This is a genomic window from Rhodococcus wratislaviensis (genome assembly GCF_041228765.1).
In the GTDB taxonomy this organism is placed as follows: Bacteria; Actinomycetota; Actinomycetes; order Mycobacteriales; family Mycobacteriaceae; genus Rhodococcus_F; species Rhodococcus_F wratislaviensis.
On record NZ_CP150488.1, the window covers coordinates 298032 to 324106 of the forward strand.

The window sequence follows — 26075 nt, forward strand, 5'->3', positions numbered from 1 at the left end:
TCGTTGTCCACCATTGCATCTGCATTCGGATCGGTGGGACTATAGGGGTCATGCGCAGACCGCGTTGGCCGGCAGTAGCACCACCCACCACCGGAGGACACCGGGTGCACGGCCCCCTGCTCCTCACGAGTGAAGACCACCTCACGCTCGAGCTGTTCGAGGTCGTGGCATTCCCGGACGGCCTCCACCTCCGGATGGCCCTGACGGCGACGGGCAGGCCCGCGGAGTTGGCGCAGTACGAGACCCGCTCGCTGTCCGATCCCGACGATCCCTCGACGCGGTGGTCCTATCTCTCGGTGCGGGCGCGCGTCGACGACATCGAAGGCGAGGCCGACCCCTACCATCCGGCGGCGGCGGCGAAGCCGTGCCGGAGCGGGCCACCCGAGTACCGGACCGAGCCGAACTACTGGCTGGACGCGATACCCACATCGGGGTTCATCGCAGTCACCGCCGGCTGGCCACGGATCGGTCTCGGTTCGACAACCACCACGATCGGTCTCGAATCGAGCACGCGAACGTCCTGACCGGTCCCGGTCGGCCTCAGGCGCAGCAGTGGGGGTCGAGGACCACTCGCAGTGCGTCGAGGGCGTCCGTCCGCGCACTGTAGAAGACGTTCATGCCGCGGCGGACGGACTGGACCATTCCCGCCTTCTTGAGCTGGCCGAGGTGGTGACTGACGGTCGATTCGGACAGGCCCACGCCGGTCGCGAGATCGCACGTGCACACCTCGCCGTCGCTCGCGGTCAGCAGGATCGACATCAGCTTGATGCGGACCGGGTCGGCCAGCGCCTTGAGGCGCAACGCCAGGTGCAGAGCGGCCTCGTCGGTCATCGGGGCGGCCGAGACGGGCGCGCAGCAGATCGGTGCGGAGACATCTACGACCGGCAACGTCTTGGGCATGAGCCCATCCTCCCAGCTCCTTGACATATGTCAAAAAGGTGGGATTCTGTGAAGACAAGTAATTCGATATATGTCACACAGGTGGAGGTTGTCATGTCCCGCGTCCAACTCGCCCTCAATGTCGACAATCTGGAGGAAGCAGTCACGTTCTACTCGAAACTGTTCGCTACCCCACCGGCGAAACTGAAGCCGGGATACGCGAACTTCGCCATCGCGCAGCCACCCCTCAAGCTGGTGCTGCTCGAGAACCCCGGCGCGGGCGGCACCATCAACCACCTCGGGGTCGAGGTCGAATCGAGCGCCCAGGTCCACGAGGAGATCGCGCGGCTGACCGGGGAAGGCCTGTTCACCGACGAGGAGATCGGCACCACCTGTTGCTTCGCGACCCAGGACAAGGTGTGGGTCACCGGCCCCGCAGGCGAGAAGTGGGAGGTCTACACCGTCCTCGCCGACTCCGAGACGTTCGGGTCGAGCCCCGGGCACCTCGACACCGACGCCGAGGGGGCCACCTGCTGCGGCACCACCGCGGACGGGGAGAAGGCCACCGCGGGCACGTCCTGCTGCTAGCCGGACCGGCAAAGAGAAACCCCGCCACCTGCATCGCTGCAGTTGACGGGGTTTCTTTGTGCGCCCGAAGGGATTCGAACCCCTAACCTCTTGATCCGTAGTCAAGTGCTCTATCCGTTGAGCTACGGGCGCATGTTCTTCAGTTGTCTAGCTTGCACCGGCCGACTAGGCCCGGTGTGGCGGAGGCGAGAGGATTTGAACCTCCGGTCCCTCGTAAAAGGGACAACTCATTAGCAGTGAGTCCCATTCGGCCGCTCTGGCACGCCTCCCTGGGGTGGTTCCGATCCCTTCGGACCGCCGGTGCGAAAGATTACACACCTTTCCACCACAAAGGCAAAACGGCTGGTCAGAGCGTAAGGATGGCCGCTTTATCGCAGGTGGCTGTCGAACCAGTCGAAGATCCGCCGCTGCGCGTCGACGATGGCCTGGGCACCCGGATCGTCGTCCCTGCCGTCGAGTACCTGAGGCGGTTCGTCGGCTCGGTGCGCAAGACCGGCGTAACTCACGACGAGCCCCGCGACGTCGGACTTGGCGGTGGCGTCGCGCAGCAACTCGACCTGATCGGGCGGCGTGGACGGATCGTCCTCCCCGTACAGACCGAGCCACGGGGCCTTCAGGTCGGGGGCGGCGTGCACCAGCGCAGGCGCGTCATCCGACAACGGCTCGACGATCCCGCGGGCGGCAACACTCACGGCGGCGCCGACGGGACGCGTCGTGGCGACGAGCAGGGCGGCGGTCCCGGCGTCGTCGAAACCCAGCACCCCGACGCAGTCGGCGTAGATGCCCCGCGCGATCAGCCAGTCGAAGGTGGCGTCGAAGTCGGCGAACAGGGCGTCGCCGAACACCTCGACATCGCTCGGCGCCGGTTCCCGGTGGAAGAGGTGCGGCGCCACCGTCACCCACCCCTCCATCGCGAACGAGCGCATCAGATCGAGGAGAGGTTCGCTGAAGGTACGCGACTCGTGCAGGACCACGATCCCGCCCCGCGCCGGACCGTCCGGCTCCACCGCGGTGAGCGGAACACGCAACTGAGGGTTTTCCGGCGCGTCTCCGGACGTCCGCAGGGCTGCACTGTCCCTGAAGAATCCCGACATGTCCCTACCTTGGCACGAAGGGGGCGTCGGCGCAGTGGATCGGGAGGCGCATAATCGCCTGGTGACTCCGCGAACCAGGGCAGACCTCGACACGATCCCGGCTTACATCCCCGGCAAGAACTTTCCGGGCGCGATCAAGCTGGCGAGCAACGAGACCACGCTGGGCCCGTTGCCGAGTGTGCGCGACGCCATCGCGGACGCCGCCGCCAACGCCAACCGCTACCCGGACAACGGCCATGTCGCCCTGATCGCGGCACTCGCCGACCACCTCGGGGTGGCCACCGAGAACATCGCCGCGGGTTGCGGTTCGGTGAGCCTGTGCCAGGAGTTGGTGCAGGCCACGTGCAACGACGGTGACGAGGTCATCTTCGCGTGGCGGTCGTTCGAGGCCTACCCCGTGGTCACGCAGGTGGCCGGGGCAACACCCGTCAAGGTTCCCCTGACCGCCGACCACGGTCACGACCTCGACGCGATGCTGGCCGCGATCACGGACCGCACCCGGCTGATCTTCGTCTGCAACCCGAACAACCCCACCGGCAACGCGCTGACGAAGGCCGAACTCGAGCGGTTCCTCGACGCCGTGCCCGCCGACGTCCTGGTGGCCCTCGACGAGGCTTACTTCGAGTACAGCCGGTCCGACGCCGACGGCATCGAACTGTTCCGCGGACGCCCCAACGTGGTGGTGCTACGCACGTTCTCCAAGGCGTACGGCCTCGCCGGCATCCGCGTGGGGTACGCGGTCGCCGATCCCGCGGTCGTCACCGCGCTGACCAAGGTGCACATCGCGTTCGCGGTCAATGCCGTCGCGCAGGCCGCCGCCATCGCGTCGCTGGCCGCGTCCGGAGAACTTCTGGCACGCACGGACGGCGTCGTCGCCGAGCGGGGCCGGGTGCGCGACGCCCTGCTCGCCGCCGGGTACGAGGTGCCCGAATCGGCCGCCAACTTCGTCTATCTCCCGTTGGGCGCCCACTCCGGGGCGTTCGCCGCCGCCAGCGCCGAGGCCGGTGTGCTGCTGCGCCCGTACGGCGACGACGGGGTGCGGATCACGATCGGCGACCCCGAGGAGAACGACGCGTTTCTCGCCTTCGCGACGAGCACCGAGGCACGCTCGATCGCGAACGTCGCGGTCCGGGCGTAACGCTCGAGACGTAAACGTTACCCACGGGTATAACGCCCGTGACTCCCTGTTGGCAGACTCAGTGAGGTTTTGCCGAAGGGAGCCCCTACATGCGTCGCCGCGCCGCGCTCCGCACAGCTGTGCCTGCTGCCGGACTCGCGATGGCGCTGGCGATCTCGGTGACGTCGGGTCTGTCCGCGGCGCAGGCGCAGGACGCTCCGGTCTCCGTCCGGCTCCTCGCCTTCAACGACCTCCACGGCAGCCTCGAGCCGCCGCCGGGCGTCCGCAGTCAGGTGAAGCACGCCGACGGCTCGCTGGTCCCGGCCGGCGGCGCCGCCTACCTCGCTGCATACGTCGACCAGCTGCGCGGCCAGGCGACCCATTCACTGCTGTATTCGGTGGGTGACAACTGGGGGTCGTCGGCGCTCGAATCCGCGATGTTCCACGACGAACCGACCGTGCAACTGCTCAACAGGATGGGCGTCGACGCATCCGCGATCGGCAATCACGAACTCGACGAGGGCTACCCGGAGTTCCGGCGCATGCAGACCGGTGGCTGCCATCCCGCCGACGGCTGCCGGTTCGGAAACACGTTCGAGGGCGCGAACTTCCCGCTCCTCGCGGCGAACATGGAGTTCGACGACGGCGCGCCCGCGACCCTGCCGTTCACCGTCGACTACGTCGAGGGAATCCCGGTCGGGGTCATCGCGACCATGCCCGCCGACACCGCAACAATGGTGACCATGGAGGGGGTCGGCGGTCTGCGCTTCACGGACGAACTCGCCGCCGTCGACCGGACCGCGGACCTCCTCGACTTCTTCGGCGTGCGGGCCATCGTGCTGCTGATGCACAAGGGGGCCGAACCCGTCGCCGACAACGGCCCCAACTCGTGCGAGGTGACATCCGGACCCGCACGCGACCTCGCGCTGCGGGCATCCCCGAAGGTCGACGTCATCTTCACGGCCGACAGCCACCAGCAGTACAACTGCTCGTTTCCCGACCCGCTGGGCAACCCGCGCGTCATGATGCAGGGCGCGTCGCACGGCCGCATCGTCTCGGTGGTCGACGTGTCGATCGACCGCACCACCCGCGACGTCCTGCGCGACCGCGCGTCGGCGTTCAACCAGGTGGTCACCCACGACATCCCGTCGGACCCCGGCATCCAGGCGCTCGCCGACGGTGCGGCCGCTCAGGCCGCCGAGATCGGTGCGGCGCGCGTGGCGTCGTTGACGGGCGACCTCACCCGCGACGAGACCGGCAGCGGCGAGTCCACCCTCGGCAACGTCGTCGCCGACGCCCAGCTTGCGGCGGGGTCCGGGCACGGCGCCCAGGTGGCACTCACCAACCCCGGCGGGCTCCGCGAGGATCTGCTGCGGGGCCCGGAGGGCGCCGTCACCTACGGGCAGACCTACGCCGCTCAACCCTTCGGCAACACCCTCGAGGTCCTGGCGGTCACCGGCGCGACTCTGAAAGCTGCGCTGGAGCAGCAGTTCCAGCCGCGGGGAGACGGCACGATCACGGAGCGGATCCTCGCCCCGTCGAGTTCGCTGACGTACACCATGAACCGTTCGGCGACTGTCGGCGAACGCATCTCGGGCATTCGCGTGAACGGCGGCGCCGTCGTCCCCGACGGCACCTACCGGGTGGCCGTCAACAAGTTCCTCGCCGACGGCGGCGACGGCTTCGACGCCTTCCGCACCCGCGCCGAGGCCGTGCACGCGGGCTGCGACCTCGACGCCTTCACGGCCTACCTGGGGACGAATTCACCGGTGCCGCCGCCGAACACCGACCGGATCACGGTGGTCGGATAGGAACGCCGTCAGACGCCGAGCGCACTCTTCAGGACGGGCCACGAGGTGCGCAGTTCGTCCTGCCAGTACGGCCACGAATGGGTGCCGACGTTGCGGTAGACGAACGTCGCCGGGATCGCGAGCTGGGACATCCGCTGCTGGAACGTCTGCGTGCAGACGTTCGCCGCCGCCTCGAGGGGGCCGCCCACCGCGATCGTGGACGCGATGTCTCCGCTGATCTCGTACGGTCCGGGGAGCCCGTTGCCTGTCGAGATGTAGATCTGCTTGCCCCGCAGGGCTTCGGCGTTCACCGAGGGGTCGTGCGCGGTCCAAGCCGGATCGGTGTCGGGCCCCCACATGTTGGCCGGGTTTCCGCCCTTGAACGCGACCGTGCCCCGCACCGAGTCCCGCGAGCTGGGCTGGGAGTTGTCGAGGCATCCGCTGTAGGCGGCGAGTCCGCGGTAGAGCTGCGGATGCCGGGTGACGAGGTTGGCGGCGCCCATCGCGCCCATCGACACACCCGCGACGGCGTTGACGCCGTTGCCGCTGAAGTTCTTGTCGATGATCGGCGGGAGTTCGTTGGCCAGGAACGTCTCCCACTTGTTGACACCCAGCGTGGGGTCGGGCTGCTGCCAGTCGGTGTAGTAGCTGGCGGTGCCGCCCACCGGGAGCACCACGTTGACCTTCTTGTCGGCGAAGAACTGGACCACGTCCGTCTTCTGCGTCCAGGTGCTCTCCCGGAAGTCCGACTCGGCGCCGGCGCTGACCCCGTCGAGCAGGTACAGCGACGGCCTCGCCCCGCCACCGGCGGGATGCAGTACCTGCACCTGCACGACGCGGCCCATGGCGGGGGAATTGATGAACACGGCACTACGGGTGTCGGTGAGCGGGACGATCTTGTCGACTCTCGCGACGCCACTTCCCGGAGGCGCGACCGGAGCAGGCACCGGATCGGCCACCGCAGTGAACGCCGGCCCCATGAGGGTCAGTGACACTGCCAGACCGACGGCAGCCAATGCTTCGCGACGCATAAAGAAATCCCTCTTCCCCGGACTGTGTGGACCCCGATTGCACAGTACAAAATGCGTCCGGTCAACAAGAGCTTAGAGGTTTTGTGACAGCTGTGTGCCCCAGCGTGATCACGTTGTAGTCATCACGGTCCGCTGCCGGTCGTCCCGGCTCATCCGCCTCGACAGACGCACCCGTCTCACGCAGCCGCACCCCTTCTGGGGCTGATACGGGTGCGGCTAGGCAGAAGGGGTGCGTGTGGATGCCGGGCCGTTACTTGGGCAGGGCGGACTTCAGCTGGTCGAGACCGTCGCCGCCGAGTTCGTCGAGGGCGGCGCGGCGACCCGTCATCGCCAGCACGAGCGCCAGCATCGGGCCGGACACCTCGGGACCCGATCCGGTGGACCAGTCGGTGTCGGTTGCCCGCAACGTCAGTCCCGCGACCCGGGATTTCGACCCGATCAGCAGGTTCGAGTTCTTGTAGAAGTCGGCGACGCGGACGACTGCGTCCATCGGGTACTCGTGTGCGATGCCGAGCGGTCGGCGGATGTCCTCGCCGTGGACGATCATCTCGCCCAGCATGGCGTCGATCGGGCCGGGCGGATGCGTGGAGTCACCCATGTGCGCCCGGAACTCGTCGAGCGACTCCGCCGGTGTTCCTTCCTCCTCGTGTGCGATGTCCTTCTCGAACATGGTGTTGATCCGGAATCCCGACCCGACGAGTTTTCCGACGAACTTCGGCGGCGTCATCTTCTCCGTCGCCGTCATGTGCGCGAACACGTCCCGCACGGTCCACCGCTCGCAGAGCGACGGCGTCGACCACTGTGTATCGGTCAGCGGTTCGAGGTCGTCCACCAGTGCGCGGCGTTCGTCGTGAATCGTGGGCCAGGGGCTTGACGTTGTCATTTCTCACTCCCTCGTCGCTTTGAATTCTCCCACCTCACGACCGCTGCGGCGAGACCCATTGCACAACGTGTTAGCCACGACTAACGTATTGATCGTGCTCGATCAGTTGGAAGTCGCAGCTGAGCCCACCCGGAGACGCCTCATGCAACTGCTGACATCAGGTGAACAGACCGTCAACAACCTCGCCGCACACTTCCCCGCGAGCCGGTCGGCGATCTCGCAACATCTCCGGGTGCTCACCGAGGCCGGACTGGTCACTGCGCGTAAGGACGGACGCTTCAGGTACTACCGGCTCGACCCGCAGGGACTCGCGCAACTTCGCACGTTGTTCGACTCCTTCTGGATCGACGAACTCGACCGCCTCGTCGCGGACGCCACCGAGGAAGCAGCTTCCAAAGGAGACAGCTGATGCCATTCGACAAGACCGTCGTCGTCCCGCTGGACCCGGACGCCACGTTCGACCTCGTCACCCGACCGGAACGATTGCGGCGATGGCAGACCGTCGCGGCCCGCGTCGACCTGCAGGCAGGCGGCGAGTACCGGTGGACCGTCGTTCCCGGGCATTCGGCCGCGGGCACTTTCCGTGAGATCGTCCCCGGCAAGCGGGTGGTGTACACGTGGGGATGGGAAGGCGACGACGAACTCCCACCGGGATCGTCCACCGTGACGGTGACTCTCACCCCCACCGCCGGCGGGACCGAGGTGCGACTCGTGCACGACGGGCTCACCGAAGAACAGGCTGTCCGCCACGCGGAGGGCTGGAACCATTACCTCGACCGTCTCGTCGTCGCCGCGCAGAGGAGCGACGCCGGGCCCGACGACTGGGCGGCCGTTCCGGATCCGCTCGACGAACTGTCCAGCGCCGAGGCGACATTGGCCGTCGTGCAACGTGTCCTGCGCGACGTCACGGCCGACGACATGTCCAAGCAGACGGCGTGCACCGAGTTCACCGTCTCGCAGCTCGCCGATCATCTCGTCGGTTCGATCACCGCCCTCGGCGGCGCGGCGGGCGCGACGTTCGACGACGACCCCGGCAAACCCGTCGAGGCCAGAATCGCCGACCTCGCCCAACCCGCGCTGGAGGCGTGGCGCAGTCGCGGCCTGGACGGCACGGTGACGATCGGGCCGAATGACATCCCCGCCACTGTCGCCACCGGGATCCTCTCCATCGAATTCCTCGTTCACGCCTGGGATTTCGCGGCAGCGATCGGAGGCGAGGTCGCCGTGTCCGAGCCTCTCGCCGAATACGTGCTGTCGCTGACCCACAAGATCATCACGCCCGAAGGCAGGAAGGCCGTCGGGTTCGACGACCCCGTACCCGCCCCACACACCAGCGACGCGGTCACCCGGCTCATCGCCTACACCGGCCGCCACCCCGTCCCGGCGGTCTGACACCTCACACGGAAAGGTCCAGTCATGCCCATCAAGTCGGAATACGCCCAGGGAACACCGGACTGGGTAGACCTCCAAACCAGCGATCAGGACGCCGCCAAGAAGTTCTATGCGGAACTGCTCGGCTGGGAGTACGACGACCGGCCGATGCCCGAAGGCCCCGTCTACTCGATGGCCACCGTGCGCGGCGAGAACGTCGCCGCCATTGCGCCACTACAACCCGACGCGGCCGCGGCCGGGGCGCCGGCGAACTGGAACACCTACATCGCAGTCGACGACGTCGACGCGACGCTCGCGAAGGTCCCCGGCGCAGGCGGCCAGGTTCTGATGCCGGCGTTCGACGTGGGGGAAGCGGGCCGCATGTCCTTCGTCACCGACCCCACCGGGGCGGCCGTCGGATTGTGGCAGGCGAACAAGCACATCGGCGCCACCCTCGTCGGCGACCCGGGCGCCTGCCTGTGGAACGAACTGAACACCGGCGACGTGGAGAAGGCGCTCGCGTTCTACAACAGCGTCTTCGGGATCACCTCGTCGAAGATGTCGATGGGACCGGAGTACACCTACACGCTGTTGGAGGTGGGCGACGACCAGGTCGGCGGATGCGGTGAGCCGATGAAGCCCGGCACACCGAACCACTGGCGGGTGTACTTCGCCGTCGACGACGTCGACGCCAGCGCTGCGAAGGTCGTCGAACTCGGCGGCACGATCGTCGAAGAAGCGATGGACATCCCCACCGTCGGCCGCATGGCCGCCGTCACCGACCCGCAGGGCGCGATCTTCAGCATCATGACGCCCGAGGAACGTCAGGAATCCTAGACAGTGAAGATGCCGAAACCCTCCGAGGAGGACAAACAGTTCTTCCGGTCCCTGATCCCCGACGTCCCCGGCGTCGAGGTGAAGCCGATGTTCGGCAACCTGGGCGCGTTCGTCAACGGCAACATGTTCGCCGGGCTCCTCGGACCGAAAGTCGGGGTCCGGCTGCTCACCGAGCAGGCGAGGGACGAGCTGGCGTCGTCCGACGGTGCCGGCCCGTTCGGTCCGGGCGAAAAGCCGATGCGCGAGTACCTGGCCCTGCCGGACCGGTGGCGCGGCACCCCGGACCGCGCCACACCGTGGGTGGAACGGGCGATCGCCGAGATCGCCGCACTGCCGCCGAAGCAGCCGAAACCCCGGAAGAAGTGAACAAACGCCGGCAGCCCTGACCTGGAGAGAAACCAGATCAGGGCTGCCGGTTGTTGGCGGAAGCGGAGGGATTTGAACCCCCGGTCGCTTTCACGACGCTCGCTTTCAAGGCGAGTGCATTCGGCCGCTCTGCCACGCTTCCGTGGGCGATCTTATCGGTACCCAGGCGCCGGCGGGCAACCGGTCAGCGGTCGCCGATGGCCTTGTCGACGCGTTCGAACACCTCGGCGAGGACCTTCAGCTGAGACTTGGTGAGCAGATCGACGAGGTTGCTGCGCACCCCGGCCACATGGGTGGGGGCCGCTTCGGCCAGCCGGGCGCGACCTTCGTCGGTGATGACGGCGAGCACGCCGCGGCCGTCCTCGAGGCACGTGTCGCGGGTGACCATGCCCTGCGCTTCCATCCGCCGGATCTGGTGGGTGAGGCGGCTACGGGAGGACAGGACGCCGTCCGCGAGATCACTCATGCGCAGCGAACCGTCCGGCGACTCGGACAGCAGCACCAGAATGCGGTAATCCGCCAGGGACAGATCGTGTTTCTCCTGCAGATCCCGGTTGAGGACGTCCATCAGCCGCTGGTTGCCGTCCATGTACCCGCGCCAGGCGCGCATCTCGGCCGGGGTCAACCAATTGGTCGCGGCTTCGGCGTCGGAGGTTTCTGCTGTCACAGGTTCACAGTCTAGTAGTGCGACATTACTTTCCAGTAGCGTGCGGCCCCCGGAACGCCGAGCGCGCCGCTGTGATCGGTCACCGCCACCGGGCGACGACGCATTTCGCTAGCGTCGTCCCCATGTATGCGATCACGATCGATCAACCGGGCGGCCCCGAAGTCATGAAATGGGCGGAGCAGCCGGACCCGGAACTCCCACCCGGTCACGTCCTCCTCGACGTCGCCGCGACGGCCGTCAACCGCGCCGACCTGTTGCAGCGTCAGGGGTTCTATCCCCCGCCGCCCGGAGCCAGCGACGTCCTCGGGCTCGAATGTTCCGGCACGATCGCCGAACTCGGCGAGGGAGTGTCGGGGTGGTCCGTCGGCGACCAGGTGTGCGCGCTGCTGGCCGGCGGCGGATACGCGGAGAAGGTGGCCGTCCCCGCGTCGCAGCTTCTCCCACTCCCCGAAGGGGTCGACCTGCTCGTCGCCGCGTCACTGCCGGAGGTCGCGTGCACGGTGTGGTCGAACGTCGTGATGGGCGCCGGCTTGTCCCGCGGCGACGTACTGCTGGTGCACGGCGGTGGCGGCGGCATCGGCACGCACGCCATCCAGGTGGGCGTCGCGCTGGGGGCCCGGGTGGCCGTCACCGCCGGCTCCGAGGAGAAGCTGGTGCGCTGCCGCGAACTCGGCGCCGACATCCTCGTCAACTACCGCGAGGCCGATTTCGTCGACGAGATCCGCAAGGCGACCGACGGACACGGCGCCGACGTGATTCTCGACAACATGGGTGGCTCGTACCTCGACCGCAACGTCGACGTGCTCGCCGCCGACGGCCGGCTCGTCGTCATCGGCATGCAGGGCGGGCGGAAGGGCGAACTGGACCTCGGCAAGTTGCTGTCCAAGCGCGGCCACGTGACGGCGGCCGGACTGCGGGGGCGGGCCGAGTCGGGACACGAGGGCAAGGCCGACATCGTCGCCGACGTCCGCAAGCGGCTGTGGCCGCTGATCGCCGAGGGCGCGGTCCATCCCATCGTCTCGGCGGAACTGCCCATCACCGAGGCGCCGCGCGGGCACGAACTGCTGGACTCGGCGGACACCGTCGGCAAGGTGATCCTGACGATCCCGCGGAACTGACGGTCGGCCGGCTGCCGTCGTCGCCCGATGTGACATTCGTCCACTCCAACGAAACGAATGTCACATTGGGCGCCGCGGGGCGGCGGGCACAGCGGGCAAAGAAGGCGGCAGGTCAGCCCAGGGTGGCGAGCTCGTTCACGAGCTGGTCGATCTCGTAGCGGGTGGTGTACGGCGCGAGACCGATGGTGACGGCGCCGCCCTCGTCGTTGACGCCGAGTGCGTCGAGCAGCCGGGAGCCGCCGTGGACGCCGCTGACGGTGGCGATGCGCTTGTCGGCGAGATGCGATGCGACCTTGTCGGCCGAGACTCCGGCGACGGTGAAGCTGAGCGTCGGAACCCGGCTGGGCGAGCGCCCGATGACCATGACCTGCGGTAGCCGCTTCAGCGACGACATGAGGTGGTCGAACAGGGTGTCCTGGTAGTTCTGCAGCGAACTGATGGACGCCTCGAGCTTCTGGCGGCGGGAACCGGTGGCCGACTCGTCGAGGTTCGCGAGGAAGTCGATCGACGTGGTGAGGCCGGCGAGGAGCGCGAACTGGTGTACCCCGACCTCGAGACGTTCGACACCCCGCGCATACGGGTTGAGCGACACGGCGGGGATGCGGTCGAGGAGGGTGGGGTCGCGGAAGACGAGTGCCCCGACCTGCGGTCCGCCCCAGGAGGTGGCGCCCACGGCGACGACGTCCGCTCCGAGTTCGTTGATGTCGACGTGCGCGTAGGGGGCGGCGCCGATCGCGTCGACGACCATCAGACCACCGACTTCGTGGACGCGGTCCGAGGCGACGCGGACGTCGGGCGCCGAGCCGACGATCGGGGATGCGGCGGTGAGTGCGACGAGACGCGTCGTGGTCGTGATGAGGTCCTGGAACTGCCAGCTGGGGAGTTCGCACGTCTCGATCTCGACCTCCGCCCACCGCACCTGGGCGCCGTAGCGGCTGGCGACTCTCAGCCAGGGCGCGACGTTCGCTTCCTCGTCGAGGCGGGAGAGCACCAGCCCGGTTCCGAGGCCGAGTCGCGTGCTCAGCGACTCCGCCAGCCAGGCGAGGAGAACGGATCGGTCGGGTCCGAGGACGACCCCGGCGGGATCGCCTCCGACCAGGTCGGCGACGGCTGCTCGGGCCGCATCGAGTACCGCCGCACTGCGCCGGCTGGACACATGTCGCCCGGTCGACGAAGAGGCAGACGCCCGGAAGGCCGTGGAGACAGTGCGCGACACCGCGTCCGGAATCTGCATGCCGGCCTGCGGATCGAGATGGATCCAACCGTCGCCGAGTGAGGGGATGAGTCCCCGAACGCGGGCAACGTCGTAAGCCATGCCCGACACTCTAAGACCCCAAGTCAATACGGTCGAAGCCAGCCATCGATTGTTGCGAAGTGCAACAAAGATGGAAACGGCTCAAATCGGACGCACCTTCGCACCGCCGAGCGGGAACAGACAAGATGGAGGCATGACGAACTCGGAGAATGAACACGTCGTCGTGATCGGCCCCGACGGTCAGCCCATGGCCATCCCCGTCGCCGAGGCCGCGAGCAAGCCCGAGGGCCCCGCAGCCGGCGGGGACGGGATCGGGAACGGCACGGAGTCGGTGGCCGACATGGTGGAGCAGCCGGCCAAGGTCATGCGCATCGGAACCATGATCAAGCAGCTCCTCGAGGAGGTGCGCGCGGCACCGCTCGACGATGCCAGCCGCAACCGGTTGAAGGAGATCCACAAGTCGTCGATCCACGAGCTCGAACAGGGCCTCGCCCCCGAGCTGCGCGACGAACTCGAGCGCCTCACCCTGCCCTTCACCGACGACACCGTCCCGACCGACGCCGAACTCCGCATCGCGCAGGCGCAGCTGGTGGGGTGGCTCGAAGGACTGTTCCACGGCATCCAGACGGCCCTGTTCGCCCAGCAGATGGCGGCCCGCTCCCAGCTCGAGCAGATGCGTCAGGGAGCACTGCCTCCGGGCATCAGCATGGGCAACCCGCACGGGGCGCACAATCACGATCCGGGGTCGCAATCGAGTGGTACCGGCCAGTACCTGTAGCAACGGGCGAAACAGCATGGAACTCGACTCCCGGTAGGCTCGGTGCCCGTGTCAGCATCCGCTATCGAAACCGAGGCCGCAGGCGGCCCGCTCCCGGCGTCCGATTCGCAGACCTTCCGTCGCGCGTTCAAGGACCTCAGGGACGGCTTCGCTCAGCGCGAGCTGTGGCTGAGCCTCGGCTGGCAGGACATCAAGCAGCGTTACCGGCGGTCGGTGATCGGCCCGTTCTGGATCACGATCGCGACCGGCGTGCAGGCCGCGGCGATGGGCATCCTGTACTCCGCCCTGCTCGACATCCCGCTGGACGAGTTCCTGCCGTACGTCACCGTGGGTCTGATCGTCTGGAACCTGATCAGCGCGAGCATCCTCGAGGGCTCCGAGGTGTTCATCGCCAACGAGGGGCTGATCAAACAGCTGCCGTCGGCGCTGAGCGTCCACGTCTACCGGCTGGTGTGGCGGCAGCTGCTGCTGTTCGCCCACAACCTGGTGATCTACGTGATCATGCTGTTCGCGTTCGGGGTGTGGCGGCACCTGACCTGGATGTCGCTGGCCGCGATCCCCGCGATCGCGCTGATCGTCGTCAACGCGGCGTGGGTGTCGATCATGTTCGGCATCTTCTCCACCCGGTACCGGGACATCGCGCCGATCCTCGGCAGCATGACGCTGCTGCTGTTCGTGCTGACACCGATCATGTGGACGACGCAGAGCCTCGAGGCGCAGGGCGGGCAGGCCGCCGAGCGCGTCAAGCTCGCCGAGCTGAACCCGCTGTTCCACTACCTCGACATCGTGCGCGCGCCCATGATCGGGCAGGACCAGCAGGCGTACCACTGGTACATCGTGCTGACCATCACCGTCTTCGGGTGGGCTGCTGCCATCCTCGCGCTTCGCAAGTACCGGGCCCGTGTGCCCTACTGGGTTTAGGGGTCTGAAGCAATGACAGAGCATGTGAGTATCGAGACGCGGGATGCCTGCGTCGACTTCCCGATCTTCGACGCCAAATCCCGGTCGCTGAAGAAGGCGTTCCTCGGCAAGGCCGGCGGGTCGATCGGGCGCAACAACTCGGACGTCGTGGTCGTCGAGGCCCTGCGCGACATCAATCTGTCGCTGAAGGAAGGCGACCGGATCGGCCTGGTCGGCCACAACGGCGCCGGCAAGTCGACGCTGCTGCGGCTGCTGTCCGGCATCTACGAACCGACCCGCGGCAGCGCGAGCATCCGCGGCCGCGTGGCCCCCGTCTTCGACCTCGGTGTGGGCATGGACCCCGAGATCTCCGGCTACGAGAACATCATCATCCGCGGACTGTTCCTCGGGCAGACCCGCAAGCAGATGCTCGCGAAGATGGACGAGATCGCCGAGTTCACCGAGCTGGGCGAGTACCTGTCGATGCCGCTGCGCACGTACTCCACCGGTATGCGCGTGCGCGTCGCGATGGGCGTGGTCACCAGCATCGACCCGGAGATCCTGCTGCTCGACGAAGGTATCGGCGCCGTCGACGCGGAGTTCATGAAGAAGGCGCGCGTGCGTCTGCAGGCGCTGGTGGAGCGGTCCGGCATCCTGGTGTTCGCCAGCCACTCCAACGAGTTCCTCGCCCAGCTCTGCGACACGGCCATGTGGATCGACCACGGTCGGATCCGGCAGCAGGGCGGCATCGAGGACGTCGTCCGCGCGTACGAGGGTGACGACGCCGCCGACCACGTCCGCCACGTCATCTACGAGTTGGACCGCGAGAAGTCGGGGCTCACCGCTTCGGCCGAACGGGACGCCCGTAGCGACAGATCGAACGAGCGTCCCGTTCGCACGGCCGCGGAAGCCGAGGCGGAGTCCGCGTGAGCGCTGCTGCCGAGCGGATCGTCGGTGTCGTCGTCACCCACAAGCGCCGCGAACTGCTGGCGGAATCGCTGAAGGTCCTCGGCTCGCAGACACGTCCGCTGGACCACCTGGTGGTCGTGGACAACGCCGCCGAGGACGACGTGCGTGAACTCGTCGAATCGTCCGGGATCCCCACCAGCTACCTCGGTTCGCAGCACAATCTGGGCGGGGCCGGCGGCTTCGCGCTGGGAATCCTGTACGCCCTCTCGCTCGGCGCCGACTGGGTGTGGCTCGCCGACGACGACGGCCGCCCCGAGGGACCGAAGGTCCTGGAGACGCTGCTCGACTGCGCGCAGCGGCACGGGCTGGCCGAGGTCTCCCCCGTGGTCTGCGACATCGACGACCCCGACCGTCTCGCGTTCCCACTGCGCCGCGGTGTGGAGTGGCGACGGCTGCGCTCCGAGCTGTTCGCCGACGGCGACGATTCGGCCGACCTGCTGCCGGGCATCGCGTCGCTGTTCAACGGCGCGCTGTTCCGCGCGTCGGCGATCGACACGGTCGGCGTTCCCGACCTGCGTCTGTTCGTCCGGGGCGACGAGGTGGAGGTGCATCGCCGGCTGGTGCGGTCGGGGCTGCCGTTCGGCACCTGCCTGCAGACGGCGTACGTGCACCCGAACGGCGCGGAGGAGTTCAAGCCGATCCTCGGCGGCCGGATGCACACGCAGTACCCGGACAACGAGACGAAACGGTTCTTCACGTACCGCAACCGCGGCTATCTGCTGTCCCAGCCGGGCATGCGGAAGCTGCTGCCGCAGGAGTGGGTGCGGTTCGGCTGGTATTTCCTCGTCACGCGACGGGATCCGCAGGGTCTGCGGGAGTGGATGCGGTTGCGGAAGCTGGGCCGTCAGGAGCGGTTCGAGCGCCCGTAATTCGGTTGCGCCCGGGTTCCGCCCGGTGGGAGCATCGTGGGGTTCCGGTCTGAGAATCTCGATGTGTCGCGAAGGAGTGAGTGTCCGATGACTGTCTCGTCGGTCGACGCCGTGTGCGTCCACTCCCCCTTCCCCCTCGCCTGACCGAACCCGCGCAGTGGTCCGGTCGGCGCTCATCGACCCGAGGATCACACCCACCATGTTCGACCCTGGACTACTCCTGCCCTACGGCTGGAACGACACACTTTCCGACACCTTCGACAACTACCCGGCCGACGGTCGCGAGCCAGGGCGGGTGATCCGCGTGGACCGCGGTCGCTGCGACGTCGCCGCGCCCGCCGGCGTCGTCCGCGCACTCGCAGGCGAGCACACGCTCTGCACCGGCGACTGGGTGACGGTCCACCGTCACGGCGACGAGATCGCCGTCGCCGACCTGCTCCCCCGGCGCAGCGCGATCGTCCGGTCGTCCGCGTCCGGCCGGTCGGAGGGCCAGCTCCTCGCGGCCAACGTCGACACGGTGGTGATCGCCGCCGCACTCGACACCGACCTCGATCTCGGACGCATCGAACGCCTGCTGGCCCTGGCGTGGGAGAGCGGCGCCCAGCCGGTGGTCGCACTCACCAAATCCGATACCGTGCAAGATATTTCCCACGCGACCACGGAAGTGGCGGCGGTGGCGCCGGGTGCGACCGTGCTCGCGGTGAGCGCCGACACCGGCGACGGCATCGACGTCCTCACCGCCGTGATCGACGGGACGGTCGCCCTGATCGGACCGTCCGGCGCGGGCAAGTCGACGCTCGCGAACGCGCTGCTCGGCGAAGACGTGCTCGCCACCGGACGCGTCCGCGAGGGCGATCACAAGGGACGCCACACGACGGCGCACCGTGAACTCCTGCCGCTGCCCCACGGAGGCGCCCTGATCGACACGCCGGGACTGCGGGGTGTCGGCATGTGGGACGCCGCCGACGGCATCGACAAGACGTTTCCCGAGATCGAGGAACTCGCGGCGCAGTGCCGGTTCGCGGACTGCTCGCACGGGACGGAACCCGGCTGCGCGGTGCTCGACGCGGTGGAGCGCGGCGAACTGCCCGAGCGCAGACTTGCGAGCTACCGCAAGCTGATTCGCGAGAACGGGTGGATCGCGTCGCGCACCGACGCGAGGCTGCGAGCCGAGCGCGAACGCGAGTGGAAGAGCATCGCCCGCTGGCAACGGCAGATGTACCGCAGCCGCGGTCACTGACACGGGCGTGCGACCCGCATCCCGGTTCGAGCGGTGAGCCGGGATGCGGACTGGCAACATGGGTATATGTTCGATCTTCGGAGAAAGGCCCGTCTCAAGCTTCAACGTGCCGTGTCCGAGGTGGTGTCCGAATCGGACCGCCGGTCCCGCGAGCTCACCGAGAACCAGCACGACCAGACCCTGGCGGAGCTGAGCGCGACCAATCAGGAACTCGCCCGGGTGCTGTCCGAGCTGTCCGATGCCCGCATGGAGATCTCCGACGTCCAGCAGCGGCTCGGCGAACTCGAGCAGCAGGCACGCCGCGACATCACGCAGGCGCTGGACGTGCGGGCCACGAACGAGGCCGCGGCGTTCGTGCTCGAACACATGCCGAAGGCGCCCGTGTTCTGGAATCCGCAGGACACGCTGCGCTACGGCCTGTCACAGGTGGAGGTGGACGGGCTGGCCCTCGAGTTCGGGGTGGCGTCGGGCACGACGCTCCGGATCATCGTCGAACAGTTGAAGGACGCCGAGCACGAGGTGTTCGGGTTCGACGTGTTCTCCGGTCTGCCGCAGACGTGGCGCACCGGATTCCCCGCCGGGGAGTTCGCGCAGGAGAAACTGCCGCAGGTGCGGGGCGCGCAGTTGGTGCCCGGACTCTTCGAGGACACATTGTCGGGCTTCCTCGATACGCACCCGGGACCGGTGTCGTTCGTGCACCTCGATGCCGACCTGTACTCGTCGACGAAGGCGGTGCTCGACCGGCTCGAACGCCGGCTGATCGCGGGCACGGTGATCGTGTTCGACGAGTTCTTCAACTTCCCGGGCTGGCAGGAGCACGAGTACCGGGCGTGGACGGAGTTCGTCGACCGCACCGGCGTCGGCTTCGAGTACCTGAGCTACACCGCGAACCACGAGCAGGTGGTCGTGCGGATCACCGCACCAGCTTCACCGCCTGCGTGACGTTGAACGTCGCGCGTTCGTCGATCCGCAGTCCGGACCGCGCGAGCGCGGCGAACGCCTCGGTGTCCTCGAAGTGATACGGCGGCAGCGTCCACACCTCGTTGGACGTGTGCCGGATGACGCGCTCGGTGTCGCGTTCGTAGTCGGTGAAGAACCAGACCACGGTGCACGAGCCGAGCGGGCCCGCGAGGTCCGGGACGGCGAGTTCGTCGTCCCACAGCGACCCCCGGCTCGCGGCCGTGGTCCCGAGCCCGATGTCGCGGGTGCCGTCGAATGCCTCCGGCCGCACGTTCTTCACGAGCCGCAGCGACGTGGGGTTCCAGGCCGGCTTGTCGAACAGCACGCAGTCGCCGGGGCGGAGGTGCTCCCCGGCGAAACCGTTGACGGTGCTGAAGTCCATGCCGCTGGGTTTGGCCCACTGCTCGCGCTGTTCGAGGTAACTCGGCGACGCGGCCACCGCGAACACCGCCAGCACCGCCGCGGACTGCCACCACTGCCGGGTCAGGGCGGCCAGGCAGAGTCCGCCGACGAGAGCCACCGCCGGCGTCGTGAACGTGAAGTACCGCGGGAGATACACCGGGCTGCGCAGCAGCGAATAGGCGAGCAGCGCCGCCATCGGCACCGCGATCCACGGCAGCGCGACGGACAGCACCGGGGGCAGGCGGTGACCGCGCAGCAGCGCCACGAACCCGGCCACCACCAGGAGGGCGAACAGCGCCGCGAACCACGGTGCGCCGACGAACCACTGGTACTCGGCGACGGCCCGCGGCAGGTGGCCGTCGAGCGGCGGGATCCACGCCACCTGGACCGATTCCCGGCGCACCAGCGCCACGAACGGCGCCGCGGCCACCGTCCCCGCCGCCGTGGCCGACGCCCACCCGAGCCAGGACCGCCGGGCCTCGCGCAGCAGCAGGATCGTCAGCAGGTGCGCGGGAACGAGGGTGATCAGGTAGACGAACAACACGATCGACACCGCCAGGCCGGCGGCGTACAGCGCCCACAGCCACCAGCGCCGGAACCTCAGTGCTGCAAGGAGAATCACGGTCAGCCAGACCGCGGCCGCCGCCGTGGCCGCGTACCCGCGGGCCTCCGCGGCAGCCCACGTGACGCTGGGCAGGATCACGAACAGGATCCCGGACAGCACCGCCACCCGCCGGGTCGAGATCAGCGCACCGAGCACCACCACCCCTGCGCCCGCCGCACCCGCGGCCAGGGCGCTCGGGAACCGCGCCGAGAACTCCGAGGCACCGAACGTCGCGAACCAGTAGTGCATCCCGACGTAGTACAGCCCGTGCACGGCGTCGATGTGGCCGAGCAGATTCGACAGGTCGGGCCGGGATCGCTGACTCGAATACAGCGTCGCGACCTCGTCGTACCAGAACGACGGACGCCAACTCCACGCCGCGCCGAGCACCACACCGACAGCGAAGACGAGGAACGAATCCCGGAGCAGCCCACGCACATCACGGGCCTGCACCGGTCCGGCCGACGTCACTTCCCGTACAGGCGAGCCCAGTTCTCCCGGCTGGTGAGCTGCGGCAACGCGTCCCGGTACTGACGCTGCGTCGACGCCGCGTGGTCGCGGAACCGCTTCATCAGCTTCGCGGTCCGGGCGGTGAGCTCACGGGCCGTCTCCTTGTCGCGGCGGCGTACCCGCACCCCGGACTGGGAGGCGTCGGTGATGACGGCGGTGTCGAACAGCGACACGTGCCACCAGTGCGCCTCGGCCACAGGAATACTCGCGACCCCGTGCTGCGTGCGGCCGAGCCACTGGTATGCGGCCCGCTTGGCGAGGACGAGGTCGATCTTGCTCTTGTCCGGCTCGAAACCGGCATACCGGGTGACGAGGTCGGAGTTACGCACACCGGGAATGTTCGACGCGGGGTGCTTGACGGTTTCGGGGAACCGCTTGCGCTCCTCCCGGATCGACGCCAGCACGGCCTGTCCGCCGTCCTCGAGCACCTTCGGGCCCTCGAGGAAGTCCTCGATACCGCGGATCATGGTGTACGCCAACCCGTACTGCATCGACACCAGGTACTGGGTGATCTCCCGCGTCATCATCTTGCTCAGCGACTTGGCGTCGAAGTCACTGTGCAGCGCGGCGGCGATCAGCGAGTTGCGGATGCTGAAGTACTTGGCCCAGTCGTCGCGGTCCTTCCAGTGGAAGTCCGCATGCCACACACCGGCGTTGGGCAGGGTGACCGTGACGAATCCGGCGGCGCGGGCGCGGATGCCGTACTCGATGTCGTCCCACTGGAAGAACATCGGCAGCGGGAGCCCGATCTGCGCGACGACCTCCGCGGGGATCAGGCACGACCACCACGCGTTGTAGCCGGCGTCGACGCGCTTGTGCTGCTTCTTCTTGAGCAGGTTGATGTCGTGCCGCGACCCGGCCGCCCAGCGGCCCGCCTTCAGCTTCGACAAGTCCGCTTCCTCGGCGCTGACGTGCAGGTGCTCCGGGTTCATCAGGTACAGCATCTGCGCGCCGACCAGTGTCGGCTCGGTGGTGACGTTGGCGAAGGCGTTCATCCGCAGGATCGACTCCGGCTCGCACAGGATGTCGTCGTCCATCAGGATCAGGTTGGCGTGCTCGTTGATGCCCGACACCTCGTACATGCCGCGGGTGAATCCGCCGGCCCCGCCGAGGTTCGGCTGTCGCAGATAGACGAGTTTGTCGCCCAGGATCTCGGCGACCTCGGTGAACCTCTCCCGGTCCGACACGTGGTCGCTGCCCTGGTCGACCACGTACACGGCGTCGATGCCGGACGCCATCGTCGGGTCGTTCGCGATGGCGGCGACGGTCTCGGCGCAGTCGTCGGCGCGGTTGAACGTGCAGATCGCGATCGCGGCGGGACGGATCACCGACGGCGCGGCGACGGTCCACTCCAGGTCGGTCACCGCGAGGGGGCCGTCGACGGCGGTGAACTCCACCCACAGGGAGCCGCCGTCCAGGTAGGCGTCGAGCTTCGCGGACAGCGTCGCCGTGCCCGAGCCGTCGATCTCCGTCGTCGCGAGGATGCGGGAGTTGCCGCCTGAATCGGAGCCGCGCAGCGCCACCACGGCGCGACCGTCGGCCTCGTGGTGGAACCCGACGGTCACGTCGGTGACCGTGGTCCAGCGCTGGTAGTAGCTGGCCGCGAACCGGCCGAAGTAGGTGTCGGTGTCGACCGTCGCGCCCTTTTCGAGGTGCACGACGTAGCGCTCGCGGTGGGCGCGGCCCTTGACGATCCTGGCGTACAGATCGTCCTTGACCCGGGTGGTCGGTCCCGTGAAGAGACCTCGCGCCACCACGAGGCGGTCGGGTGCGCGATGCTCGGTGAGAACACTCCGTACCGCGGCCGTGCTCCCGTCCACAGGTGCTACCGACGCAGACTCGTTCATAGTGCTCCTACTGTTCCCCGCGAGAGGTGGGCTGGACCGCGCCACGGCGACGGCACGATCCTCTTCTCGGTTCGCAGGGTATCAACCTCGCGACGCGCTCCCTGACCATGCGAGGCGACCTCCGTCCCGGTGACGGGCCCGCAGCCGGAACAGTCCCATCCCCATGGCGAGCACATCGGCCCTGGATATGCGGGTTTCGTGGCTGTCGTGATCGTCGCTCAGACGCACCGGGACCTCCACCGGCACGATGCCCGCCCGCTCCGCGAGGTAGACGAGTTCGGTGGTGAACAGGAACCCGGGCTCGACGAGGCCGGGAACCAGTCCCCGCATCAGGTCGCCGTCCATCAGGACGGTGCCCTGGGGGTCGCCGGTGCGCATCCCGAGAATCACGCGGCGCAGCGCGGCGAAACCCCACGTCAGGGTTCCCCGGAGGGCGCCGCGCCGCACCTGCGAGTCGGGGTGGGCCTTCGAACCGATCACGACTTCGGGTAGCCGGCCGTCGTGGCCGGCGGCGAGCTTCTCGGCGCCGTCGAGATCGTCGAACCCGAACGGCAGGTCGTCGGCGGTCAGCAGCACGTGCGCGCCGCGACTCGCCGCCGCTCCCGTCCGCAACGCATTGCCCATTCCCTTCTCGCTCCGCAGGACGGTGAGCGACACGGGTCCGGGCGTCCAGTCCGCGGCGAGTCGGGTGCAGATGTCCATGGTGCCGTCGGTGGATCCGTTCTCCACGACGATGATCTCGACGTCGTGGCCGGCCAGTCGTTCGGCCACCCGGTGCACGGTGTGCTCGATGACGGCGGCGGAATTGTAGGCCGGGATGACGACGGACAGCGCCTTCGGCGCACGTGCGTCTTTCTGGTCGTGGGAACAACCGAAAAGGCGCACGGGCGCAGCCTAACTCGTAGGCTCGGAGTCCGTGGCACCCTCCGCGTCCGTGTCTTCGACGTTCACCCGATCGATACGCGGGGTCCCCGAGTGGGTGGTGGCACTCGCGGTCGCGGTGACTGCCGCGGCCATCGCGACGGTTCCCCGGATCGTGTACGACCGCTTCTACTACGGCGGCGACATGCTGGAATCGTTCGTGCCGTCCTGGCACCGGATCGGCACGGAACTCCTGGCCGGGCGGTGGCTCACCGTCAATCCCGACGCCTGGATCGGCGGAAATTACGCGGGCGAGGCCGCGTACGGTCTCTACAACCCCGTCAACCTGGCCAACTACATCCTGGCCGCGACATTCGAGAACCTGTCCGTCGCGGCGTTCGTGGTCATGGCCGAGTTCCTCGCACTGTTCGCCCTCGCCACGTACCTGCTGTGCCGCGAATACGGTGCCCGGCGTGGTCCCGCGATCCTCGCCGGACTGACGATTCCGTTCAGCGGTTTCACCCTGTTCTACGAGGCGGCGGGCTGGCCGTCCGGGATGATGGCCGTCGCGTGGGTGACGCTGTTCTGGTGGTCGGCGCTCCGCCTCTCCCGCGGTCGCACGAATCCGATGGTCACGTTCGTGATCGGTGCACTGACGGTGAGCATGGGCAACCCGTACGCCGCGCTGGGCGCCGTGGTCGTTCTCCTGGGCATCGGGATCGGCCTGCTCGTCGCGCGGCAGTTCTTCCGGTTGCTCGTGCTGGTGATCACCGGCGCATGCGCAGGCACCGCCGCGCTGGTGACGTATCTGCCGCTGTTCCTCAGCGTCGACGTCACCACCCGCGCCGGCAGCACCGGCATCTTCAACGACACGTTCCTGCAGCCGCAGATCGGCGGTCCCGCGGGAATGAGCAGCCCGTCGTACCTCCCCGTGATCATGACGTTCGGGGGTCCCGTCGAGGTGATCCCGTCGCTCTACCTCGCGTGGTTCGTGCTGCCGCTGCTGCCGTGGCTGCCGTGGGGCCGCATCCGCGCGCTGTTCGCGTCCGCGGGGTTCCGTCGCGCGCACGGGCGGCCGCTGATCAGCCTGGTCGTGATCGCGGTCGTCTACTTCCTCTTCACGTTCGGACCGTCGAACGTCGGGATGTTCCGGTGGCCGATCCGGCTGGTCGAATACCTGTACCTGTGCGTGGTGATCGGTTTGTCGCTCGCGCTGTCGCTGGGGATCGCCCGCGACCGGGTGCGTCACCGGGCGACGGCGTCGGCGGTGCTGATCGCGCTGGGCTTCTACCTGGCGTTCGCGTCCTCACCGGCCCTGACTCTGCGGCACACACTGTTCGCGCTGCTCGTCGCGGCGCTGTGCATGCTGGCATACACCGCCTGGCGCACTCGGGGCCCGAATGCTCTCGTCGCCGCCCTGGTCCTGGGGACCGTGGTGGTGACCGCCGCGCAGGTGTGGTCCCTCACCCGCGACGTCGAGCGCGGCAGCCGTGTCGACCCGGCGAGTACGACGGTGCTGTCCGCGCAGACGGACCGCTACCAGGGCACCGTGCTGCAACTCGCCGATCTGGACGACACCTCCCACGAGGACGTCACCGCAGGCCGGATCCTGTTCGGCAACGAGATCATGGCGTCGTCCGCGGAGGGCAGCGTCAATGCCTACACCGGCATCGGGTTCACCGAGTTCCAGGAAGCCCTGTGCATGGACTACCGCGGCGCCGTCTGCCCCGGGGTGTACGGGGCGCTCTGGCAGCCGGTGAACGCGGACATCCCGATCCCGCTGATCGACTACCTGCGAGTGTCGACGCTCGTGGTGGAGCACGGGCTCGTGCCCGAGGTCGCGACGGCGCCGCCCCCGCCCGGCTGGCACGTCACCGAACGCAGCGACTCCCGGACGGTGCTGCAGCGTGACCGGCCGCTGCCCCTGCCCGGACGCGTGTCGTTCGCGTCCGAGGGTGTCCGGGTGCTCTCGTCCGACACGAGCGCGGCGACGGAGACCGTGCGGGTTGCGGGCAGCGGCGGGACCGTCTCGTTCGCGCGCCTCGCGTGGCCCGGCTACTCCGCCACCGTCGACGGCGAGCCGGTGGACGCGACCGCGGGGTGGCACGGCCTGCTCGAGGTGCCGGTGCCGCCGGGTGACCACGAACTGGTCGTCACGTTCCGGCCGCCGCGGCAGAACCTGTCCGTCGCGGCGTTCGGTGCCGCGACGGTCGTGGTGCTGATCCTGTCCGTCGTCGATGCGGTGGTGCGCAGGCGCAAGCTCAGCGCGGCGACCACTCGGACGACGTGAACGCCGACGCCTCGGTGGAGCCGGATCCCGCGACCGCCGCGGACGACAACGCGTCGGCGATCAGCTGGTGGCCGATCTGGTTGGGGTGGTCGCCGTCGTCGGCCAGCAGTCCGGTGGGGTCGCCGTCGCCCCACGTTCCCTTGAACGTGCTGAACAGGTCGACGTACGTGGCGCCCTCCGCGCCCGCGACCTCCGAGATGACGTCGTTGGCGCGCAGCGTCAGCGCGGCACTGTCCCGGAGGAACTGCGGTCCGTACAGCTCGCGGGCCACGTCGCCGTCCGGGAAGACGTCCCAGTACCCGGTGACCAGCACCGCGGTCGGCTGTCCGGCGCGCAGTTCGGCGATGCGGTCGAGCACGGACGTCAGCGTGGTCTGCAGCTCCGGGAGCACCGGCTCGAAGCAGCCGAGCCCGTCGTCGCCGCCGCAGTCGCCGTCCAGGTAGTCGTCGAGTTCGGCGTAGAAGTCGTTGGCGCCGATCGTGACGGTGACGAGGTCGGCGTCGCGCACGGCGTCGGCGTCGTATGCGCCGGGTTCGAGGGAGTCGAGCAGGTCGGTGCTGGTCCAGCCCCCGACACCCAGGTTGGCGACCTGGACGGGCAGCGCGTCGTCGCCGGACAGCTGATCGCCGAACAGTTCCACGAACGGCGTGCAGCCGGGGCATCCGTCACCGGCCGGGATGGAATCCCCCAGGCCCACGAGAGTCGCGCCTGCGGGCGGCGATTGTGGCTGCGGTTGCGCCACGGGCGGTGCCACAGTCGCGGAACACCCGGCGAGGAGCGGAATCACGACCGCTACGGGAACACCGAGAATCCAGCGTCGCACGGGGCCTCCCCATCACGTCCTGCGCC

At 68.4% G+C, this 26075-nt stretch carries 26 protein-coding genes and 3 tRNA genes; 16 read left to right on the top strand and 13 right to left on the bottom strand.

All coding sequences use genetic code 11. From position 1 onward, the window contains the following. Nucleotides 1–50 precede the first annotated feature (50 nt). Entirely contained in the window at nucleotides 51–524 is a 474-nt protein-coding gene (locus WKC72_RS01370; protein ID WP_052032922.1) for a hypothetical protein, read from the top strand. Nucleotides 525–540: 16 nt separating this feature from the next. Here the strand turns inward: WKC72_RS01370 and WKC72_RS01375 are convergent, their stop codons facing one another. Further along, complete coding sequence (locus WKC72_RS01375; protein WP_268791966.1) at nucleotides 541–900, bottom strand: Rv2640c family ArsR-like transcriptional regulator; 360 nt, start codon at nucleotides 898–900, stop codon at nucleotides 541–543. 93 nt (nucleotides 901–993) lie between these two features. Between WKC72_RS01375 and WKC72_RS01380 the strand changes: the two genes are divergently transcribed. Further along, nucleotides 994–1467, top strand: a complete 474-nt coding sequence (locus WKC72_RS01380) for an ArsI/CadI family heavy metal resistance metalloenzyme (protein ID WP_370181528.1) — start codon at nucleotides 994–996, stop codon at nucleotides 1465–1467. A gap of 59 nt (nucleotides 1468–1526) precedes the next feature. On the opposite strand, the gene WKC72_RS01385 is transcribed toward WKC72_RS01380, so the two are convergent. The 3 genes from WKC72_RS01385 to WKC72_RS01395 form a co-directional block, all read right to left on the bottom strand. Further along, nucleotides 1527–1599 (bottom strand) — tRNA-Arg (locus tag WKC72_RS01385). 45 nt (nucleotides 1600–1644) lie between these two features. Continuing rightward, a tRNA-Ser gene (locus WKC72_RS01390) sits at nucleotides 1645–1736 on the bottom strand. Between the two features lie 99 nt (nucleotides 1737–1835). Beyond that, nucleotides 1836–2561: a dienelactone hydrolase family protein gene (locus tag WKC72_RS01395; protein WP_037228087.1), complete on the bottom strand. Its 726-nt coding sequence runs from the start codon at nucleotides 2559–2561 to the stop codon at nucleotides 1836–1838. Between the two features lie 61 nt (nucleotides 2562–2622). Between WKC72_RS01395 and hisC the strand changes: the two genes are divergently transcribed. Then, complete coding sequence (hisC, locus tag WKC72_RS01400; protein WP_037228421.1) at nucleotides 2623–3699, top strand: histidinol-phosphate transaminase; 1077 nt, start codon at nucleotides 2623–2625, stop codon at nucleotides 3697–3699. 89 nt (nucleotides 3700–3788) lie between these two features. Continuing rightward, entirely contained in the window at nucleotides 3789–5489 is a 1701-nt protein-coding gene (locus WKC72_RS01405; RefSeq protein ID WP_370181529.1) for a bifunctional UDP-sugar hydrolase/5'-nucleotidase, read from the top strand. Between the two features lie 8 nt (nucleotides 5490–5497). Here the strand turns inward: WKC72_RS01405 and WKC72_RS01410 are convergent, their stop codons facing one another. Together WKC72_RS01410 and WKC72_RS01415 are read right to left on the bottom strand one after the other, a co-directional pair. Beyond that, nucleotides 5498–6499 (bottom strand): alpha/beta hydrolase, encoded by a 1002-nt coding sequence (locus WKC72_RS01410; RefSeq protein WP_370181530.1) that lies wholly within the window; start codon nucleotides 6497–6499, stop codon nucleotides 5498–5500. 250 nt (nucleotides 6500–6749) lie between these two features. After that, a complete protein-coding gene (locus WKC72_RS01415) occupies nucleotides 6750–7382 on the bottom strand; it encodes a maleylpyruvate isomerase family mycothiol-dependent enzyme (protein ID WP_037228094.1) in 633 nt (210 codons plus the stop codon). 142 nt (nucleotides 7383–7524) lie between these two features. On the opposite strand from WKC72_RS01415, the gene WKC72_RS01420 reads away from it, so the two are divergent. From WKC72_RS01420 to WKC72_RS01435, 4 genes are read left to right on the top strand one after another with little or no spacing between them, the layout of a single operon-like run. Then, nucleotides 7525–7791, top strand: a complete 267-nt coding sequence (locus WKC72_RS01420) for an ArsR/SmtB family transcription factor (protein WP_370181531.1) — start codon at nucleotides 7525–7527, stop codon at nucleotides 7789–7791. Continuing rightward, entirely contained in the window at nucleotides 7791–8774 is a 984-nt protein-coding gene (locus WKC72_RS01425) for a TIGR03086 family metal-binding protein (RefSeq protein ID WP_268791969.1), read from the top strand. Before WKC72_RS01420 ends, WKC72_RS01425 begins: the two co-directional genes overlap by 1 nt. Before the next feature lie 24 nt (nucleotides 8775–8798). Further along, entirely contained in the window at nucleotides 8799–9590 is a 792-nt protein-coding gene (locus WKC72_RS01430; RefSeq protein WP_370181532.1) for a VOC family protein, read from the top strand. Between the two features lie 3 nt (nucleotides 9591–9593). Next, nucleotides 9594–9956 carry a TfoX/Sxy family protein gene (locus WKC72_RS01435; protein WP_370181533.1) on the top strand — a complete coding sequence of 121 codons (363 nt, stop codon included), beginning with the start codon at nucleotides 9594–9596 and terminating at the stop codon, nucleotides 9954–9956. Nucleotides 9957–10010: 54 nt separating this feature from the next. On the opposite strand, the gene WKC72_RS01440 is transcribed toward WKC72_RS01435, so the two are convergent. Both WKC72_RS01440 and WKC72_RS01445 read right to left on the bottom strand, forming a co-directional pair. Beyond that, nucleotides 10011–10098 (bottom strand) — tRNA-Ser (locus tag WKC72_RS01440). A 42-nt stretch (nucleotides 10099–10140) separates the two neighbouring features. Further along, nucleotides 10141–10623 (bottom strand): MarR family winged helix-turn-helix transcriptional regulator, encoded by a 483-nt coding sequence (locus WKC72_RS01445; protein ID WP_005248780.1) that lies wholly within the window; start codon nucleotides 10621–10623, stop codon nucleotides 10141–10143. Between the two features lie 122 nt (nucleotides 10624–10745). Between WKC72_RS01445 and WKC72_RS01450 the strand changes: the two genes are divergently transcribed. Continuing rightward, complete coding sequence (locus WKC72_RS01450) at nucleotides 10746–11741, top strand: NAD(P)H-quinone oxidoreductase (protein WP_370181534.1); 996 nt, start codon at nucleotides 10746–10748, stop codon at nucleotides 11739–11741. A gap of 112 nt (nucleotides 11742–11853) precedes the next feature. Here the strand turns inward: WKC72_RS01450 and WKC72_RS01455 are convergent, their stop codons facing one another. Further along, nucleotides 11854–13056 (bottom strand): cysteine desulfurase-like protein, encoded by a 1203-nt coding sequence (locus WKC72_RS01455; protein ID WP_025431672.1) that lies wholly within the window; start codon nucleotides 13054–13056, stop codon nucleotides 11854–11856. 133 nt (nucleotides 13057–13189) lie between these two features. Between WKC72_RS01455 and WKC72_RS01460 the strand changes: the two genes are divergently transcribed. The 6 genes from WKC72_RS01460 to WKC72_RS01485 all read left to right on the top strand — a co-directional run bounded on the left by WKC72_RS01460 (nucleotide 13190) and on the right by WKC72_RS01485 (nucleotide 18694). Then, entirely contained in the window at nucleotides 13190–13774 is a 585-nt protein-coding gene (locus WKC72_RS01460; RefSeq protein WP_370181535.1) for a bacterial proteasome activator family protein, read from the top strand. 48 nt (nucleotides 13775–13822) lie between these two features. Further along, a complete protein-coding gene (locus WKC72_RS01465; protein ID WP_370181536.1) occupies nucleotides 13823–14695 on the top strand; it encodes an ABC transporter permease in 873 nt (290 codons plus the stop codon). 12 nt (nucleotides 14696–14707) lie between these two features. Then, nucleotides 14708–15604, top strand: coding sequence for an ABC transporter ATP-binding protein (locus WKC72_RS01470; protein ID WP_037228108.1), 897 nt, complete (start codon nucleotides 14708–14710; stop codon nucleotides 15602–15604). Then, on the top strand, nucleotides 15601–16512 hold the full coding sequence (locus WKC72_RS01475) for a glycosyltransferase (protein ID WP_037228110.1): 912 nt from the start codon (nucleotides 15601–15603) through the stop codon (nucleotides 16510–16512). The genes WKC72_RS01470 and WKC72_RS01475 overlap by 4 nt, the downstream gene beginning before the upstream one ends. A 157-nt stretch (nucleotides 16513–16669) precedes the next feature. Beyond that, the gene (rsgA, locus tag WKC72_RS01480; RefSeq protein WP_370181537.1) at nucleotides 16670–17752 is read left to right on the top strand and encodes a ribosome small subunit-dependent GTPase A; all 1083 of its coding nucleotides are present in this window, start codon (nucleotides 16670–16672) and stop codon (nucleotides 17750–17752) included. Nucleotides 17753–17818: 66 nt separating this feature from the next. Further along, entirely contained in the window at nucleotides 17819–18694 is an 876-nt protein-coding gene (locus tag WKC72_RS01485) for a class I SAM-dependent methyltransferase (RefSeq protein ID WP_370181538.1), read from the top strand. On the opposite strand, the gene WKC72_RS01490 is transcribed toward WKC72_RS01485, so the two are convergent. The 3 genes from WKC72_RS01490 to WKC72_RS01500 form a co-directional block, all read right to left on the bottom strand. Continuing rightward, entirely contained in the window at nucleotides 18666–20189 is a 1524-nt protein-coding gene (locus tag WKC72_RS01490) for a mannosyltransferase (protein ID WP_370181539.1), read from the bottom strand. The two genes, WKC72_RS01485 and WKC72_RS01490, sit on opposite strands and share 29 nt — an antisense overlap. Next, a complete protein-coding gene (locus tag WKC72_RS01495) occupies nucleotides 20186–22075 on the bottom strand; it encodes a glycosyltransferase (protein WP_370181540.1) in 1890 nt (629 codons plus the stop codon). The genes WKC72_RS01490 and WKC72_RS01495 overlap by 4 nt, the downstream gene beginning before the upstream one ends. 81 nt (nucleotides 22076–22156) lie before the next feature. Further along, on the bottom strand, nucleotides 22157–22960 hold the full coding sequence (locus WKC72_RS01500; protein WP_112301614.1) for a glycosyltransferase: 804 nt from the start codon (nucleotides 22958–22960) through the stop codon (nucleotides 22157–22159). 49 nt (nucleotides 22961–23009) lie between these two features. On the opposite strand from WKC72_RS01500, the gene WKC72_RS01505 reads away from it, so the two are divergent. Beyond that, nucleotides 23010–25226 carry a YfhO family protein gene (locus WKC72_RS01505; RefSeq protein ID WP_245973381.1) on the top strand — a complete coding sequence of 739 codons (2217 nt, stop codon included), beginning with the start codon at nucleotides 23010–23012 and terminating at the stop codon, nucleotides 25224–25226. Here WKC72_RS01505 and WKC72_RS01510 read toward each other — a convergent pair. Further along, entirely contained in the window at nucleotides 25198–26049 is an 852-nt protein-coding gene (locus WKC72_RS01510; protein WP_112301612.1) for an SGNH/GDSL hydrolase family protein, read from the bottom strand. The genes WKC72_RS01505 and WKC72_RS01510 overlap by 29 nt on opposite strands. Between the last annotated feature and the right edge of the window lie 26 nt (nucleotides 26050–26075).

Excerpts from the sequence above, each read along its gene's own strand:
- WKC72_RS01460 (WP_370181535.1), top strand. The coding sequence starts at position 13,190 with ATGACGAACTCGGAGAATGAACACGTCGTCGTGATCGGCCCCGACGGT.
- WKC72_RS01450 (WP_370181534.1), top strand. The coding sequence starts at position 10,746 with ATGTATGCGATCACGATCGATCAACCGGGCGGCCCCGAAGTCATGAAA.
- WKC72_RS01370 (WP_052032922.1), top strand. The coding sequence starts at position 51 with ATGCGCAGACCGCGTTGGCCGGCAGTAGCACCACCCACCACCGGAGGA.
- WKC72_RS01410 (WP_370181530.1), bottom strand. The coding sequence starts at position 6,499 with ATGCGTCGCGAAGCATTGGCTGCCGTCGGTCTGGCAGTGTCACTGACC.
- WKC72_RS01430 (WP_370181532.1), top strand. The coding sequence starts at position 8,799 with ATGCCCATCAAGTCGGAATACGCCCAGGGAACACCGGACTGGGTAGAC.
- WKC72_RS01425 (WP_268791969.1), top strand. The coding sequence starts at position 7,791 with ATGCCATTCGACAAGACCGTCGTCGTCCCGCTGGACCCGGACGCCACG.
- WKC72_RS01455 (WP_025431672.1), bottom strand. The coding sequence starts at position 13,056 with ATGGCTTACGACGTTGCCCGCGTTCGGGGACTCATCCCCTCACTCGGC.
- WKC72_RS01415 (WP_037228094.1), bottom strand. The coding sequence starts at position 7,382 with ATGACAACGTCAAGCCCCTGGCCCACGATTCACGACGAACGCCGCGCA.
- WKC72_RS01395 (WP_037228087.1), bottom strand. The coding sequence starts at position 2,561 with ATGTCGGGATTCTTCAGGGACAGTGCAGCCCTGCGGACGTCCGGAGAC.
- WKC72_RS01375 (WP_268791966.1), bottom strand. The coding sequence starts at position 900 with ATGCCCAAGACGTTGCCGGTCGTAGATGTCTCCGCACCGATCTGCTGC.
- WKC72_RS01470 (WP_037228108.1), top strand. The coding sequence starts at position 14,708 with ATGACAGAGCATGTGAGTATCGAGACGCGGGATGCCTGCGTCGACTTC.
- WKC72_RS01485 (WP_370181538.1), top strand. The coding sequence starts at position 17,819 with ATGTTCGATCTTCGGAGAAAGGCCCGTCTCAAGCTTCAACGTGCCGTG.
- WKC72_RS01380 (WP_370181528.1), top strand. The coding sequence starts at position 994 with ATGTCCCGCGTCCAACTCGCCCTCAATGTCGACAATCTGGAGGAAGCA.
- WKC72_RS01420 (WP_370181531.1), top strand. The coding sequence starts at position 7,525 with ATGCAACTGCTGACATCAGGTGAACAGACCGTCAACAACCTCGCCGCA.
- WKC72_RS01405 (WP_370181529.1), top strand. The coding sequence starts at position 3,789 with ATGCGTCGCCGCGCCGCGCTCCGCACAGCTGTGCCTGCTGCCGGACTC.
- WKC72_RS01495 (WP_370181540.1), bottom strand. The coding sequence starts at position 22,075 with ATGAACGAGTCTGCGTCGGTAGCACCTGTGGACGGGAGCACGGCCGCG.